Genomic DNA, 14,060 nt, shown 5'->3' with positions numbered 1-14,060 from the left:
GGTGCGGGGATGACGCGGGCTGGGTGGCTCAGGAGTCCGGGCCGCGCCGCGCCATGTCGTAGCTGGCCAGCACCTCGACGAGGAAGTCCGACGCCGACCGGGCGATGAGGGCGACCTCGTCGACCGGGCTGTCCCGGAGCACCTCGGTCAGCACGTCGTGATGGACCTGGACGACCTCGAGCAGGCTCCGGCCGCCGGCCAGGGCACCGCGCCCCAGCTGGTAGCCGGTGTCGAGCGCGGACTCCTCGTGCCGCGACAGGTACCGCAGGAAGGCGGCCCGGTAGTCGCGCAGCAGGGGCTCGCGGACCGTCATGTCCGCGGCGCCGGCGGCACCCCGACGTACCGGTCCAGCTCGGCCAGGCCCTCCTCCAGGTCGAGTGCGGTGACCACCCGGCCGGTGTCCATGCCGAGCTGCACCATGGCGAACGCGACGTCCGGCTGGATCCCGACGACCACGGTCGCCGCCCCGCGCAGCCGGGCCATCTCGGCGATGTCGCGCAGCGTCCGGGACGCGAAGGAGTCCAGGACGTCGAGTGCGGCCACGTCGATGACGACCCCCCGCGCACGGTCGGCGCCGATCCGTTCCACCAGGTCCTGCTGGAACCGCACCAGCTGCGAGTCGTCCAGCGCGGTGTGGATCGAGGCGATCAGGTACGGGCCCTGCCGCAGGATCGAGAAGAGCCGGGGGCCGCCGTTCACGGACCACCGTTCCCGTCCTCGCGGGACACCGCGTACCCCAGGAGCCGCTCGGCCTCCTCGAGGCCACCCTGCAGGTCCCCGATGGTGTTCATCTTCGACAGGTCGACGCCTATGGTGACCAGCGTCTGGGCGATCTCCGGGGACAGCCCCGTGATGATCACGCTGGCACCCATCAGCCGCGAGGCGTCGACCGTCCGCACCAGGTGGTTGGCGACGGACTCGTCGACGTCCGCGACGCCGGTGATGTCGACGACGACCACCTTGGCCCGGTGCGTGCGGATGCCACCGAGCAGCTGCACGGTCAGCTGCCGCGCCCGTTCCCGGTCCAGCACGCCGATGATCGGCAGGATCAGCAGCCGCTCGCGGACCGGCAGGACCGGCGTCGAGAGCTCGCGGATGGCGTCCTGCTGCTGCCGGATGACCCGCTCGCGCTCCTCGACGAAGCTGACGGCCACGGTGTTGGCGATCCGGTTGGCCGCCGGCTCGTAGGCGTCGAGCACCCGGTTGAGCAACCCGAAGTCCCGCTGGTACTTCTCGAACAGCGACCTGGCCAGGACGTCGCGGAGCAGGAGCACGATGCCGACGACCTCGTGGGTCTCCACGCCGCGCGGGATGATCCGCTCGGACAGGTCGCGAGCGTAGTGCTGCAGGGCCTCCACGCTGCCGGTCTCCAGGACCTCGACGTAGTTGTCGTAGACCAGCGTGGTCTCGGCGGACATCTCCTGGCCGGTCATCGCCTGCAGGAGGTGGGCCTCCTGGATGCGGCCGACCCACTCCTGACGGAGCCGGGTGCGGTGCTCGCGCAGGTGCGCCACCAGCTGCGGCAGGAGGGTCTCCCCGTCGAGGTCGCCCGTGGCGTCCGTCGGGGCCACGGTCACGCTCGGGTCCTCGTACCTGGTCATGCCTCTCCCCGCCACTTCGTCATCGTCACCGTCGTGCCGCGGCCGGTCTCGGAGACCACCGCGAACTCGTCCATCAGCCGCCGTGCGCCCGGCAGCCCCAGCCCGAGCCCCTGGTAGGTGCTGTAGCCGTCCTGCAGCGCCTGGTCGACGTCGGGGATCCCCGGGCCGGCGTCGCGGGCGACGATGGAGATCCCCGCCCTCGGCTCCTGCACCTCCGCCACGACGACCTCGCCGGAGTCCGCGAAGCGCACGATGTTGCGGGCGATCTCCGAGACCGCCGTGGCGATGAGCGTGACCTCGGTGGAGGGGAACCCGAGCCGGGTGGCCACCTCCCGGGCGGCCTGCCGGGCAGCGACGACGTCGGCGTCGGCACGCACGGCGACCCGCACGGCGTCGTCCCGGGACCGCCCGCGTCCCACCAGGGGCTCGGAGAGCCGCGCGCACAGGTCGCACTCCAGCAGGTGGCGGGCGGCGTCGACCTCGCGCTGGCGACGGCGATCACCGCCCGAGATGGCCAGCAGAACCGGGCGGCAGCGCTCCGTCGGCGGCTCCACCCGCTCGGACACCAGCAGGTACTCGACCCGCAACCGGGCGCGGGTGCGGTTGAGCTGGGCGGCCACCGCACCGGCGGTGGACCCGAGCTCGACCGCCAGCGACCGGGTGTCCTGGCCGGAGACCTCGTGGGCCAGCAGCGTCGCCCGCTCGCGGTCGGACAGCCGGGTCAGGGCCTCGGCGACGGCGGCGCGGTCCTCGCGCGCGAGGACGTCCTCGTCGGGCGCCTCGGGGGGCCGCAGGTCGACGACGCGGTGCTGGTGCCGTCGCTGCCGGTCCTGGTCCCGCCACATCGAGGCGACGACGTTGCGCGCCGTCACGATCGCGTAGGGCTCCAGCATCCCCGGCTCCACCCGGCCGGCGGCGGCGAGGACCCGGGTCAGGGTCTCCTGGACCAGGTCGTCGGCGGTCGCCCGGTCGGGGACGCGGGACGCCACGATCCGGCGCACCAGCGGGATCAGCGCTGCGACGTCCGCAGACCCGCAGTCGCCTCCCGGGCTCCCCACCGGCTCGACGGCCGCCATCCGCGAGACGGTACGCCCGGCAGTCTCCTCCGGCGCCCCGGCGGACCGCCCCGCTGCCCGGACGCTCTCGGCGTCCCTGCATGACGACGACAGCGGGGTCGCGTCGGCCGGTCCTGCCGGCGCGCCGGGGCAGCGGCCCGCGGTCCCACCAGGGGTGACACCGCGCCGGACGCAGGAGGAGCGGTCCAGCGGTCCTCGTCAGCCGCACCGGATGGCGACGTCTTCACCGGTGCACCACCCGAAGCGGTCCCCGCGAGAGGCGCCGGGACCGCACGCCGAGCAGGGGCGACTCCCGAGGACCCCGGCCGGCGGGCCCGTGACCCGGTTCCGCCGGCCGGTTCGGCCCCTGCTCCCCCGGCCCTGTCCAGAGGCTCCCCCCGAGCTCGCGAGGGGTGAGGAGGACGGGGTCCGTCTTCAGGCCAGCTGGCGGCGGACCTCGGCGGCCACCCGGCCGCCCTCGGCCCGGCCCGCGACCTCCTTCTGCACCGCACCCATGACCCGGCCCATGTCCTTCATCCCGCTGGCGCCGGTGCGGGTCACGACGTCGGCGACCAGCGCGGCGAGGTCGGCGTCCTCCAGCTGCGCGGGCAGGTAGGCGGCGACCACGTCGCCCTCGGCCCGCTCCCGGTCGGCCTGCTCGGTGCGGCCGGCGCCGGCGAAGGCGTCGGCGGCCTCCCGGCGCTTCTTGGCCTCGCGGCGCAGCACCGCCTGCACCTCGTCGTCGCTGAGCTCGCGGGCCTCCTTGCCGGCCACCTCCTCCGCGCTGACCGCGGCCAGCACCATCCGCAGCGTGGCGGTGCGCAGCTCGTCGCGGGACTTCATCGCCGTGGTCAGGTCGGAGCGCAGCTGTTCCTTGAGGTCGGACACGGGTGGCAGCCTCGCACGGCGCACTCGCGCGACGCGCCCGTAATCTGGGCTGTCGTGCGCGCGACCACAGCCCTCCCGGCCGCCGTCCTCGGGTCCGCGACCGCGGGGATCGCCTACGCCTCCCTCTACGAGCGCAACCGCTGGACGCTGCGCCGCTTCGACGTGCCGGTGCTCGCGCCCGGCTCGGCGCCCCTGCGGCTGCTGCACCTGTCCGACCTGCACATGACCGCCGGGCAGCGGTCCAAGCAGGAGTGGGTGGCCTCGCTGGCGGAACTGCAGCCGGACCTGGTGGTCGACACCGGGGACAACCTGGCGGGGCACGACGCGGTCCCCGGGACGCTGCGGGCGCTCGAGCCGCTGCTGGACCTGCCCGGCGCCTTCGTGATGGCCAGCAACGACTACTACGCGCCCCGGCCGAAGAACCCGCTCAAGTACTTCAAGCGCGATCACAAACGCGTGCACGGCGACGAGTTGCCCTGGCGGGACCTGCGCGACGGGCTCACCGCCCGGGGCTGGATCGACCTCACCAACGCCCGCGGCGAGCTCGTGGTCGGCGGACGGCGGATCGCCTTCGCCGGCGTGGACGACTCCCACCTCCGCCGCGACCGCTACGACCTGGTTGCCGGGCCCGCCGACCCCACCGCGGACCTGCGCGTCGGGTTGGCGCACTCACCCGAGCCGCGGGTGCTCGACCGCTTCGCCGCCGACGGCCACGACCTGCTGCTGTGCGGCCACACCCACGGTGGGCAGCTGCGGGTGCCCTTCTACGGCGCGCTGGTGACCAACTGCGGCATCGACCGGGCCCGGGTCCGCTGGCTGCACCGCTGGGCGGAGCCGTCGGCGGCCCATCCGAACGGCACCTGGCTGCACGTCTCCGCCGGCCTGGGCACCAGCCCCTACGCGCCCGCCCGGTTCGCCTGCCCGCCCGAGGCGACCCTGCTCACCCTCACCGCCCGCCAGGGCTGAAGGAGTACCCCCCTCCTGCTCGTCCCTCCCGTGCCCCGCCGCCGACCCGCCCGGACCGGGGAGTTAGACTCGTCCGGCACCTCGGGGTGTGGCGCAGCTTGGTAGCGCGCGTCGTTCGGGACGACGAGGTCGCAGGTTCAAATCCTGTCACCCCGACCCTGCTCAGGGGCCGCCGGAAGGCGGCCCCTGAGTCGTTCCCGGGGTCGTCCGGCTCGCGCTGTGGGTTGGCGCGCCCGACTTCCGGGCACCGGGCCCCCCGATGACCGAGTGGTTGCTCCTCCTCGCCGCCGTCGTGCTCACGGCACTGACCGGCTTCTTCGTGGCCGCCGAGTTCTCGCTGACGACCGTCGACCGCGGGCGGGCCGAGCAGGCCGCGGCGTCCGGGGACCGCGGGGCCCGTGGCGTGGTCGCGGCGCTGCGCACGCTGTCCACCCAGCTCTCGGCCGCCCAGCTGGGCATCACGATCACCACGCTGGTCGTCGGCTACCTCGCCGAGCCCGCGCTGGGCCAGCTGCTCCGCGGCCCGCTGGAGGCGGCCGGCCTGCCCGCCGGGTGGGTCACCGGCGTCTCCTACGGCCTGGCGCTGGCGCTGGCCACCACGCTGCAGATGCTGCTGGGCGAGCTGGGCCCCAAGAACCTGGCGATCGCCCGCCCGCTGCCGGTCGCCGCCGCGGTGGCGCCCGGCATGCGCGCGTTCACCCGGGTCGCCGGTGTCGTCGTGCACGCGCTGCAGGCCCTGGCCAACGCGATCGTCCGGCGGCTGGGCTTCGAGCCCCGCGAGGAGCTGGACTCCGCGCGCGGCGCCGACGAGCTGGCCGCGGTGGCCCGCCGGTCGGCCGAGGAGGGTGATCTCTCGCCGCGTGCGGCCCGGCTGCTGGAGCGCTCGCTGGCGCTGCGGGACAAGGTCGCCGCCGACGTGATGACCCCGCGCACGCAGATGTGGGCGCTGCACGCCGATGCCACCGCGGCCGACGTGATCACCGCCGCGGTCGCCTCGGGCAGCTCCCGCTTCCCGCTCTACGGCGCCGGGCTCGACGAGGTCACCGGGCTGGTGCACGTCAAGCACGCCGTCGCCGTCCCCGAGGACCGGCGGGACGCCGTCATGGCCGAGGAGCTGGCCGTGCCGATCCTCACCGTCCCCTCGCTGCTGCGGGTCGAGCGGCTGCTGGACCTGCTGCGCGAGGAGGGCCTGCAGATGGCCCTGGTCGTCGACGAGTGGGGCGCCACGCACGGCGTCGTGACGCTGGAGGACATCGTGGAGGAGGTCGTCGGCGAGATCGCCGACGAGACCGACCGACCGCTGCGGCTGCTGCGCCGCGTCGACGAGCAGACCTGGCTGCTGTCGGGCCTGCTGCGCCCCGACGAGGTCCGCGAGCGCACCGGCGTCCCGGTGCCCGAGGGCCGCTACGAGACGCTCGGCGGCTACCTCGCCGAGCAGCTGCAGCGGCTGCCCGACATCGGGGACACGGTGCCCCTCGAGGGCGGGGAGCTGACCGTGGAGACGATCGAGGGACGGCGGGTGGCCCGCATACGGGCCCGGATGCGCGAGGGCTACGCGTCGGGGGCGACCGCCGTCCGGCTCGTCGAGACCGAGACCGAGAAGGAGCCCGCCGCGTGAGCGACGTCCTCAGCCTGCTCGTGCTGGTGGCGCTGCTGCTCGGCAACGCCTTCTTCGTGGCCGCGGAGTTCGCGCTGGTCACCGCTCGGCCCGACCAGCTGGAGCCGCGGGCGGCGGCCGGCTCGGCGCGGGCCCGCACGACCATCCGCGCGATGCGCAACGTGTCGGCCATGATGGCCGGCGCCCAGCTGGGCATCACGCTGTGCTCGCTGGGCCTCGGTGCGGTCGGCGAGCCCGCCGTGGCGCACCTCATCGAGGCGCCGATGGCCGCCCTCGGCGTCCCCGAGGGGCTGCTGCACCCGATCGCGCTGGTCATCGCGCTGTCCATCGTGACCGTGCTGCACATGGTGCTCGGCGAGATGGTGCCCAAGAACATCACCATCGCCGGGCCCGACCGCGCCGCGCTGGTGCTCGGCCCGCCGCTGGCGGCGTTCGTCCGGGTGCTGGGGCCGGTGATCCGGCTGTTCAACGCCGCGGCGAACGGGCTGGTCCGGCTGGCCGGCGTGCAGCCCACCGACGAGGTGGCCGCCAGCTTCGACGAGGCCGAGATCCGCTCGATGATCAACCAGTCGCGCCGGGAGGGGCGCCTGGGCAGCGAGGTCGGTGAGCTGGCCGCGGGAGCGCTGACCTTCGACCGGGACGAGCTGGACTCGGTGCTCCTCCCCCTCGACCGGCTGGTGACCGTGCCGCGCTCGACGACGCCCCGGCAGCTGGAGGCGGTCGTCGCCGAGCACGGCTTCAGCCGCTACCCGGTGCGGGACGACGACGGCGCGCTGCTCGGCTACGTGCACGTCAAGGACGTGCTCGGGGTGGACGCCGCGGCCCGCGACCGGCCGATCGCCGACGAGCACGTCATCGGCCTCATCCCGCTGCAGCCCGGCGCGGCCCTGCCCGACGTGCTGACGGCGATGCGGGACGCCGGTGCGCACCTGGGCCGGGTGCTCGACGGCGAGCGCACCGTCGGCGTGGTCGCGCTGGAGGACGTGCTCGAGCGGCTCATCGGCGACATCCGCGACGCGGCCGCGGAGACCTACCGCCGGCTCGAGGAGCCGGCCCGGGGCGGCGCGGAGGCCGGTGCCGGCGCCGGGGGAAGATGAGCCGGTGATCGACGAGCCGACCTCCTCCCCCCTCCCCCCCGAGGTCACCGCCCGCTGGCAGGCCCGCTTCCGCGCGCCCCGGGTGAGCCTGCCCGACTGGGCGCTGGAGGCCCCGCACCGCAGCCTGTACGCCTCCGACGTCAGCGGCGTCGTCGAGCAGTACGCGTGGGACCGCACCACCGACGCCCACCGGCAGGCGACCGACCGGGCCAACGGCACGCTGATCGGCACCCTGAGCCCGGACGGCGGGACGATCTGGTGGTTCGCCGACACCGACGGTGACGAGTTCGGCGTCTGGATGACCCAGCCCTTCGCCGGCGGGGACGACCGCGTCGCCGTCCCCGAGGTCGGGCCGGCCTACCCGGCGGGCCTGGAGGTCGGCCGCTCCGTGGTCGCCATCGGCCGCTCCACCGACGACGGTTCGGAGTTGTGGCTGGCGCCCTCCGGCGGCACGCCGCGGGTCGTCTACCGGCACGAGGACCCGGCGTCGGTCGACGCGCTCACCCACGACGAGGACCTGCTGGTCATCTCGCACTCCGAGCACGGCGACCCGCGCTACCCGGCGCTGCGCGTGCTGCGCACCGACACCTCCACCGAGGACGCGCCCTCGGTCGTCGCCGAGAAGTGGGACGGCGAGGGGCGCGGCCTGCACGCCCTGGAGTTCGCCCCGCTGGACGGCGACCGCCGGCTGCTGGTCGGCCACGAGCGGCGCGGCCGCGAGGAGCTGCTCGTCTGGGACGTCGGCAGCGACACCGAGACCGAGATCGTGCTCGACCTGCCCGGCGACGTGACCGCCGGCTGGTACCCCGACGGCTCGGCGCTGCTGGTCGGCCACGACCACGCCGCGCGCAGCGAGCTGTACCGCTACGACCTGGCCAGCGGCGCGCTGGAGCGGCTGGACACCCCGCGCGGCGTCGTCCGCGGGGCCACCGCCCGTCCGGACGGCGCGGTGGAGCTGGCCTGGTCGAACTCCGAGCGGCCGCCGGTCATCCGGCGAGCCGACGGCCCGGTCGTGCTGGCCGCACCCGGTGAGGAGCCGCCGGCGGCCTACCCGGTCGAGGACCGCTGGGTGCCCGGCCCGGGCGGGGACGTCCACGCCCTGGTGGTGCGCCCGGCCGGACCGGCACCGTACGCGACGGCGTTCCTGGTGCACGGCGGCCCGGAGGCGGCCGACGACGACTCCTACCGCGCCCGCCGCGCGGCCTACGTCGACGCCGGGTACGCCGTGGTGCACGTGAACTACCGCGGGTCCACCGGCTACGGCAGCGCCTGGCGGGATGCGCTCACCGGCCGCCCCGGGCTCACCGAGCTCGAGGACGTCGCCGCCGTCTACGACGCGCTGGTCGAGGAGGACTTCCTCGACCCGTCGCGGGCGCTCATCTCGGGCGGCTCCTGGGGCGGGTTCCTCACCCTGCTGGGTCTGGGCACCCAGCCCGAGCGCTGGGCCGCCGGGATCGCCGAGGTGCCGGTGGCCGACTACCTGGCCGCGTACGAGGACGAGATGGAGGGCCTGCGGGCCTACGACCGGGCGCTGTTCGGCGGGTCACCGGACGAGGTGCGCGACGTCTACGTGCGCTCCTCGCCGATCACCTACGCCGAGGCGGTGGCCGCGCCGGTGCTCGTCGTCGCCGGCGCCAACGACCCGCGCTGCCCGATCCGGCAGATCGACAACTACCTGGCGCGCCTGGAGGAACTGGGCAAGCCGCACGAGGTGTACCGCTTCGACGCCGGCCACGGCTCGCTGGTCATCGAGGAGACCATCCGCCAGGTCGAGGTCGCCCTCGACTTCGCGCTGCGCCACGTGCAGCCCTGAGCGGACCACCGCTGTGACGCCCCGCCCGGCCGGACCCGGCTCTGCTGGTCCGTACCCGTGGGTGGTCGGCTCTCAGGCCGTCCGGTTGGCCAGGATCAACTCGGCGATCTGGACGGTGTTGAGCGCGGCGCCCTTGCGCAGGTTGTCGTTGCTGACGAACAGCGCCAGACCGCGGTCGCCGTCGACACCGGGGTCCTGACGGACGCGGCCGACGTAACTGGGGTCCCGGCCGGCCGCCTGCAGCGGCGTGGGGACGGCAGTCAGCTCCACGCCGGGCGCGGTCGACAGCAGCTCGGTGGCGCGCTCGACCGTCAGCGGGCGGGCGAACTCGACGTTGAGCGACAGCGAGTGCCCGGTGAAAACGGGCACGCGCACGCAGGTGCCCGAGACCCGCAGGTCCGGGATGCCGAGGATCTTGCGGCTCTCGTTGCGGAGCTTCTGCTCCTCGTCGGTCTCGAACGTCCCGTCGTCGACCAGCGACCCTGCCATCGGCAGCACGTTGAACGCGATCGGCCTCACGTACTTGGCCGGCTCCGGGAAGGCGACCGCCGACCCGTCGTGGGTGAGCTCCGCGGCCTTGTCGACGACCGCCTTGACCTGCGTGTCGAGCTCCTCCACACCGGCCAGGCCGCTGCCGGAGACCGCCTGGTAGGTGCTGGCCACGATGCGGACCAGCTGCGCCTCGTCGTGCAGGGGCTTGAGCACCGGCATCGCGGCCATCGTGGTGCAGTTCGGGTTGGCGATGATCCCGGTGCGCACCTCGGCGAGGGCGTGCGGGTTGACCTCGGCGACGACCAGCGGGACGTCGGGGTCGCGGCGCCAGGCCGAGCTGTTGTCGATGACGGTCACGCCGGCCTCGGCGAACCGCGGCGCCTGCACCCGCGAGGTCGACGCGCCGGCCGAGAAGATCGCGATGTCGAGCCCGGTGGGGTCGGCGGTCGCGGCGTCCTCGACGGTGATCTCGCCGTCCCCCCAGGGCAGGGTGCTGCCCGCGGAGCGCGCGGAGGCGAAGAAGCGCAGCTCGCTGAGCGGGAAGCGGCGCTCGGCGAGGATCTGCCGGACCACGCCGCCGACCTGGCCCGTGGCGCCGACGACGCCGACGCGCAACCCGTCGCTGGAGCCATGCCCGCTCGACAGCGTGCTCATCGTCCCGTCCCTCCGTAGACGACCGCCTGCGCCTCGTCGGTGCCGAGGTCGAAGGCGTCGTGCACCGCGCGGACGGCGACGTCCACGTCGGTGTCCCGGCACACCACGGAGATGCGGATCTCCGAGGTGCTGATCAGCTCCAGGTTGACACCGGCGTCGGCCAGCGCACCGAAGAAGCGCGCGGACACGCCCGGGTGGGAGCGCATGCCCGCTCCGACCAGCGACACCTTGCCGACGTGCTGGTCGAAGGTGACGTCGGTGTAGCCGATGGTGTGCTTGACCTTCTCCAGCGCGGCGAGGGCCGCCGGCCCGTCGCTCTTGGGCAGCGTGAAGGAGATGTCGGCGAGCTTGCTGGCCGCCGTCGACACGTTCTGCACGATCATGTCGACGTTGACCTCGGCCTCGGCGAGCACGCGGAACAGCTGCGCGGCCTCGCCCGGCCGGTCGGGCACCCCGAAGACGGTGATCTTGCCCTCGGAGCGGTCGTGCGCGACGCCGGTGATGATGGCCTGTTCCACCGTGAGGTCCTCCATCGAGCCGGTCACCGTGGTGCCGGGGAGCTGGGAGTAGGAGCTGCGGACGTGCACCGGGATGCCGTAGCGGCGGGCGTACTCGACGCAGCGGAGCATGAGCACCTTCGCCCCGGAGGCGGCGAGCTCGAGCATCTCCTCGTACGTCACCGTGTCTAGCCGCCGGGCGTTGGGCACGATCCGCGGGTCGGCGGTGAAGACGCCGTCCACGTCGGTGTAGATCTCGCAGACGTCGGCCTCGAGCGCCGCGGCCACGGCCACGGCGGTCGTGTCGGAGCCGCCGCGGCCGAGCGTGGTGACGTCCTTGGTGTCCTGGCTGACGCCCTGGAAGCCGGCGACGATGACGATCGAGCCCTCGTCGAGGGCGTCCCGCAGCCGGCCGGGCGTGACGTCGATGATCCGCGCCTTGCCGTGGCTCGAGGTCGTGATCACCCCGGCCTGCGAACCGGTGAACGACCGGGCCTCGTAGCCGTGGGTGTTGATCGCGATGGCCAGCAGGGCCATGGAGATGCGCTCGCCCGCGGTGAGCAGCATGTCCAGCTCGCGACCGGCCGGGTCGTCGGTGATCTGCGCGGCCTGGTCGAGCAGCTCGTCGGTCGTGTCGCCCATCGCGGAGACCACGACGACGACGTCGTCGCCCGCCTCCTTGGCCGCCACGATCCGCTCGGCGACGCGCTTGATGTGCGCTGCGGAGGCGACGGACGAGCCGCCGTACTTCTGGACGACGAGGGCCACGGGTCGACAGGCTACCGAGGTACCCGGCGACGACCGTGGTTGCGTCCCCCTGGGCAGGACGCTGTGATCACTCCGTGGACGACGTGGAGCGCTGGTTGCTGACCGCCGAGGAGCGCGGCAACCCGGCGACGTCGCTGCCCGCGTACACCGAGGGCAACCTCGCCGAGCCGCTCGTGCACGGCGCCGCCTACTTCGACCGGCTGGTCGAGTGCGTCGAGCGCCTGGACGCCGGCGACCACCTGTTCTTCACCGACTGGCGGGGCGACCCCGACGAGCAGCTGCGCCCGGGCGGCCCCACCGTCGCCCAGCTGTTCACCGACGCGGTGCGCCGCGGCGTCTGCGTGCGGGGGCTGGTGTGGCGCTCGCACGTGGACTGGCTGTCGTTCAGCGCGGCCGAGAACCGGGCGCTGGACGACGAGGTCGAGCACGGCGGCGGAGAGGTGATCCTCGACCAGCGGGTGCGCCGCGGCGGCAGCCACCACCAGAAGCTCGTCGTCCTGCGGCACGACCAGGACCCGACCCAGGACGTCGCCTTCGTCGGCGGGATCGACCTGTGCCACGGCCGCCGTGACGACGCCGAGCACGCCGGCGATCCGCAGCCGCTGGCGATGTCGGCGGCCTACGGGGAGCGGCCGCCCTGGCACGACGTCCAGCTGATGCTGCGGGGGCCCACGGTCGGCGTCCTCGACACCGTGTTCCGCGAGCGCTGGGACGACCCGACCAACGCCGACTCGGGCAACCCGATCGCCTGGGTGCTCGACCGGCTGCGGGGGGCGCGGCTGGAGCCCGACCCGCTGCCGCCGCAGCTGCCGCCCCCGCCGCCGTGCGGCCCCCACGTGGTGCAGAACCTGCGCACCTACCCGGCGATCCGGCCGCCGTACGACTTCGCGCCGCGCGGCGAGCGGTCGGTGGCCCGCGGGTACTCGAAGGCCATCGAGGAGGCCCGCCGGCTGGTGTACCTGGAGGACCAGTACATGTGGTCGGCCGACGTCGCCCGGCTGTTCGCCCAGGCGCTGGCCGGCAACCCCCGGCTGCACCTGGTCGTCGTGGTGCCGCGCGTGCCCGACCAGGACGGCGCCGTCGCGGCGCGCTCCCAGTACGTGGGCCGCTGGCAGGCGCTGGAGATGTGCCGGCGGGCCGGGCGCAACCGGGTGCACGTCTTCGACGTGGAGAACCACGAGGGGACGCCGGTCTACGTGCACTCCAAGGTCTGCGTGGTGGACGACGTGTGGGCCAGCGTCGGCAGCGACAACTTCAACCGGCGTTCCTGGACCCACGACAGCGAGCTCTCCTCGGCCGTCCTGGACACGACCCGGGATCCACGCGAGCCCCGCGACCCGGCCGGCACCGGCGACGGCGCCCGCACCTTCGCCCGCGACCTGCGCCTGGAACTGGCCCGCGAGCACCTGGACCGGGCGGCCGACGGCAGCGAGGACGACGACCTGCTGGACCCCGAGGCGTTCGTGGCGGCACTGGAGGCCTCGGCCGCCGAGCTCGACGCCTGGCACGCCGGCGGCCGCCGCGGCCCGCGCCCGCGCGGCCGGCTGCGCGAGCACCGACCCCCGCGGCTGTCCCTGCCCACGCGGGTCTGGGCCACGCCGGTCTACCGCCTGGTCGACGACCCCGACGGCCGCCCGTTGAGCATGCGGCTGCGCAAGGCCTTCTGACCGGCGGGGAGCAGGCCGGCCCGCACGGACCCTGTCCTCCCGCGACCTCGACCCCTGCTTCGCTGTGTGAGCAGGGCCCGAGGATCTCGACCCCTGCTTCGTCCTGTGAGCAGGGCCCGAAAGATGTCGGCTCCTGCTTCCCTGGGTGAGCAACGCCTGAGGTTGTCGGGGGGAACACCCTCCGCGCCTGGCTCGAGCCGACCAGGACTCGTCCACAGATGCGGTCGGCCCGGCCCGCACGTGCGTCTCCCACCGCACCATGGCCGGGTGGCGGACGGCTTCGACCTCTGCGGCGTGCTCCGCCGCATCCGGCGCACCGCCGACCTGTCCCAGCGCGGCCTCGCCTCAGCAGCCGGGCTGAGCGTGTCGGCCGTGGCACACGCCGAGGCAGGAACCCGGGACCTGCCGTCACGCGCCCTGGCCAGAGCGGCCGAACTCGCCGGGTTGCGCCTGGCGCTGCTCGATGCGGACGGGCGCGAGGTGGCCGGCATGGATCCCGACGGCGCCCGGGACGCGACCGGCCGCCGGCTGCCCGCGCACCTGGACACCCAGCACACCGACGAGGTCGCCGACCGGTGGGCGCACCGCCCGGACCGCCAGCAGCCGTGGTTCACCTTCGGCCTCGACCGAGCCGCGCGGGACCGCCAGCGAGCGCGGGTCGGGACGCCGGAGGACCACGACGTCCCCGTAGCGGGTGACTCGCGGGCCGAGCGGCGCGCCCGGCGGCAGGAGACGGCGCGGCGGCGTGCCGCGGACGAACGGGAGCGCCGACGGGCGATCGTCGGCCGGCCGGCCGACGAGGGCCCGACCTGCACGTGCCCGCCGGAGTGCGACGAGGTCGACGACGGCTGCGGCCCGCCGAGGCACGCCGGGGCCTGTGCGTGTGGCTGCGACCTCGGCTGAGGCGCTGCTACCGTGGCGGTGTGCGCGGCAGCCTCCTGCTT

General features: G+C 74.5%; 13 protein-coding genes and 1 tRNA gene. 7 read left to right on the top strand and 7 right to left on the bottom strand.

Annotation, left to right across the window (positions count from 1 at the left end; genetic code table 11):
* Positions 1 to 28: 28 nt before the first annotated feature.
* The 5 genes from ACWIX3_RS06650 to ACWIX3_RS06630 all read right to left on the bottom strand — a co-directional run bounded on the left by ACWIX3_RS06650 (position 29) and on the right by ACWIX3_RS06630 (position 3,544).
* The gene (locus ACWIX3_RS06650; protein ID WP_448611287.1) at positions 29 to 313 is read right to left on the bottom strand and encodes a phosphatase RsbU N-terminal domain-containing protein; all 285 of its coding nucleotides are present in this window, start codon (positions 311 to 313) and stop codon (positions 29 to 31) included.
* Positions 310 to 699, bottom strand: coding sequence for an STAS domain-containing protein (locus ACWIX3_RS06645; RefSeq protein WP_448611286.1), 390 nt, complete (start codon positions 697 to 699; stop codon positions 310 to 312). Before ACWIX3_RS06645 ends, ACWIX3_RS06650 begins: the two co-directional genes overlap by 4 nt.
* Complete coding sequence (locus ACWIX3_RS06640; RefSeq protein WP_448611285.1) at positions 696 to 1,601, bottom strand: STAS domain-containing protein; 906 nt, start codon at positions 1,599 to 1,601, stop codon at positions 696 to 698. The genes ACWIX3_RS06645 and ACWIX3_RS06640 overlap by 4 nt, the downstream gene beginning before the upstream one ends.
* Entirely contained in the window at positions 1,598 to 2,677 is a 1,080-nt protein-coding gene (locus ACWIX3_RS06635; RefSeq protein WP_448611284.1) for a sigma-70 family RNA polymerase sigma factor, read from the bottom strand. The genes ACWIX3_RS06640 and ACWIX3_RS06635 overlap by 4 nt, the downstream gene beginning before the upstream one ends.
* 414 nt (positions 2,678 to 3,091) lie before the next feature.
* Positions 3,092 to 3,544 (bottom strand): GatB/YqeY domain-containing protein, encoded by a 453-nt coding sequence (locus ACWIX3_RS06630; RefSeq protein WP_448611283.1) that lies wholly within the window; start codon positions 3,542 to 3,544, stop codon positions 3,092 to 3,094.
* Positions 3,545 to 3,598: 54 nt separating this feature from the next.
* Between ACWIX3_RS06630 and ACWIX3_RS06625 the strand changes: the two genes are divergently transcribed.
* The 5 genes from ACWIX3_RS06625 to ACWIX3_RS06605 all read left to right on the top strand — a co-directional run bounded on the left by ACWIX3_RS06625 (position 3,599) and on the right by ACWIX3_RS06605 (position 9,038).
* Positions 3,599 to 4,510 (top strand): metallophosphoesterase, encoded by a 912-nt coding sequence (locus ACWIX3_RS06625; protein ID WP_448611282.1) that lies wholly within the window; start codon positions 3,599 to 3,601, stop codon positions 4,508 to 4,510.
* A gap of 82 nt (positions 4,511 to 4,592) precedes the next feature.
* Positions 4,593 to 4,666, top strand: a tRNA-Pro gene (locus ACWIX3_RS06620).
* 103 nt (positions 4,667 to 4,769) lie between these two features.
* Positions 4,770 to 6,128, top strand: coding sequence for a hemolysin family protein (locus ACWIX3_RS06615; RefSeq protein ID WP_448611281.1), 1,359 nt, complete (start codon positions 4,770 to 4,772; stop codon positions 6,126 to 6,128).
* Entirely contained in the window at positions 6,125 to 7,225 is a 1,101-nt protein-coding gene (locus tag ACWIX3_RS06610; RefSeq protein WP_448611280.1) for a hemolysin family protein, read from the top strand. The genes ACWIX3_RS06615 and ACWIX3_RS06610 overlap by 4 nt, the downstream gene beginning before the upstream one ends.
* 4 nt (positions 7,226 to 7,229) lie before the next feature.
* Positions 7,230 to 9,038, top strand: a complete 1,809-nt coding sequence (locus tag ACWIX3_RS06605; protein WP_448611279.1) for a prolyl oligopeptidase family serine peptidase — start codon at positions 7,230 to 7,232, stop codon at positions 9,036 to 9,038.
* Positions 9,039 to 9,110: 72 nt separating this feature from the next.
* On the opposite strand, the gene ACWIX3_RS06600 is transcribed toward ACWIX3_RS06605, so the two are convergent.
* Both ACWIX3_RS06600 and ACWIX3_RS06595 read right to left on the bottom strand, forming a co-directional pair.
* A complete protein-coding gene (locus ACWIX3_RS06600) occupies positions 9,111 to 10,184 on the bottom strand; it encodes an aspartate-semialdehyde dehydrogenase (protein ID WP_448611278.1) in 1,074 nt (357 codons plus the stop codon).
* On the bottom strand, positions 10,181 to 11,449 hold the full coding sequence (locus ACWIX3_RS06595) for an aspartate kinase (RefSeq protein WP_448611277.1): 1,269 nt from the start codon (positions 11,447 to 11,449) through the stop codon (positions 10,181 to 10,183). Before ACWIX3_RS06595 ends, ACWIX3_RS06600 begins: the two co-directional genes overlap by 4 nt.
* 74 nt (positions 11,450 to 11,523) lie before the next feature.
* Between ACWIX3_RS06595 and ACWIX3_RS06590 the strand changes: the two genes are divergently transcribed.
* Positions 11,524 to 13,116, top strand: coding sequence for a phospholipase D family protein (locus tag ACWIX3_RS06590; RefSeq protein ID WP_448611276.1), 1,593 nt, complete (start codon positions 11,524 to 11,526; stop codon positions 13,114 to 13,116).
* Between the two features lie 267 nt (positions 13,117 to 13,383).
* A complete protein-coding gene (locus tag ACWIX3_RS06585; RefSeq protein ID WP_448611275.1) occupies positions 13,384 to 14,019 on the top strand; it encodes a helix-turn-helix domain-containing protein in 636 nt (211 codons plus the stop codon).
* The last annotated feature ends 41 nt before the right edge of the window (positions 14,020 to 14,060 follow it).

The organism is Geodermatophilus sp. URMC 60, from assembly GCF_053502585.1.
The sequence above is the reverse complement of the archived record's forward strand: the minus strand, read 5'-3'. Positions and strand labels throughout refer to the sequence as shown.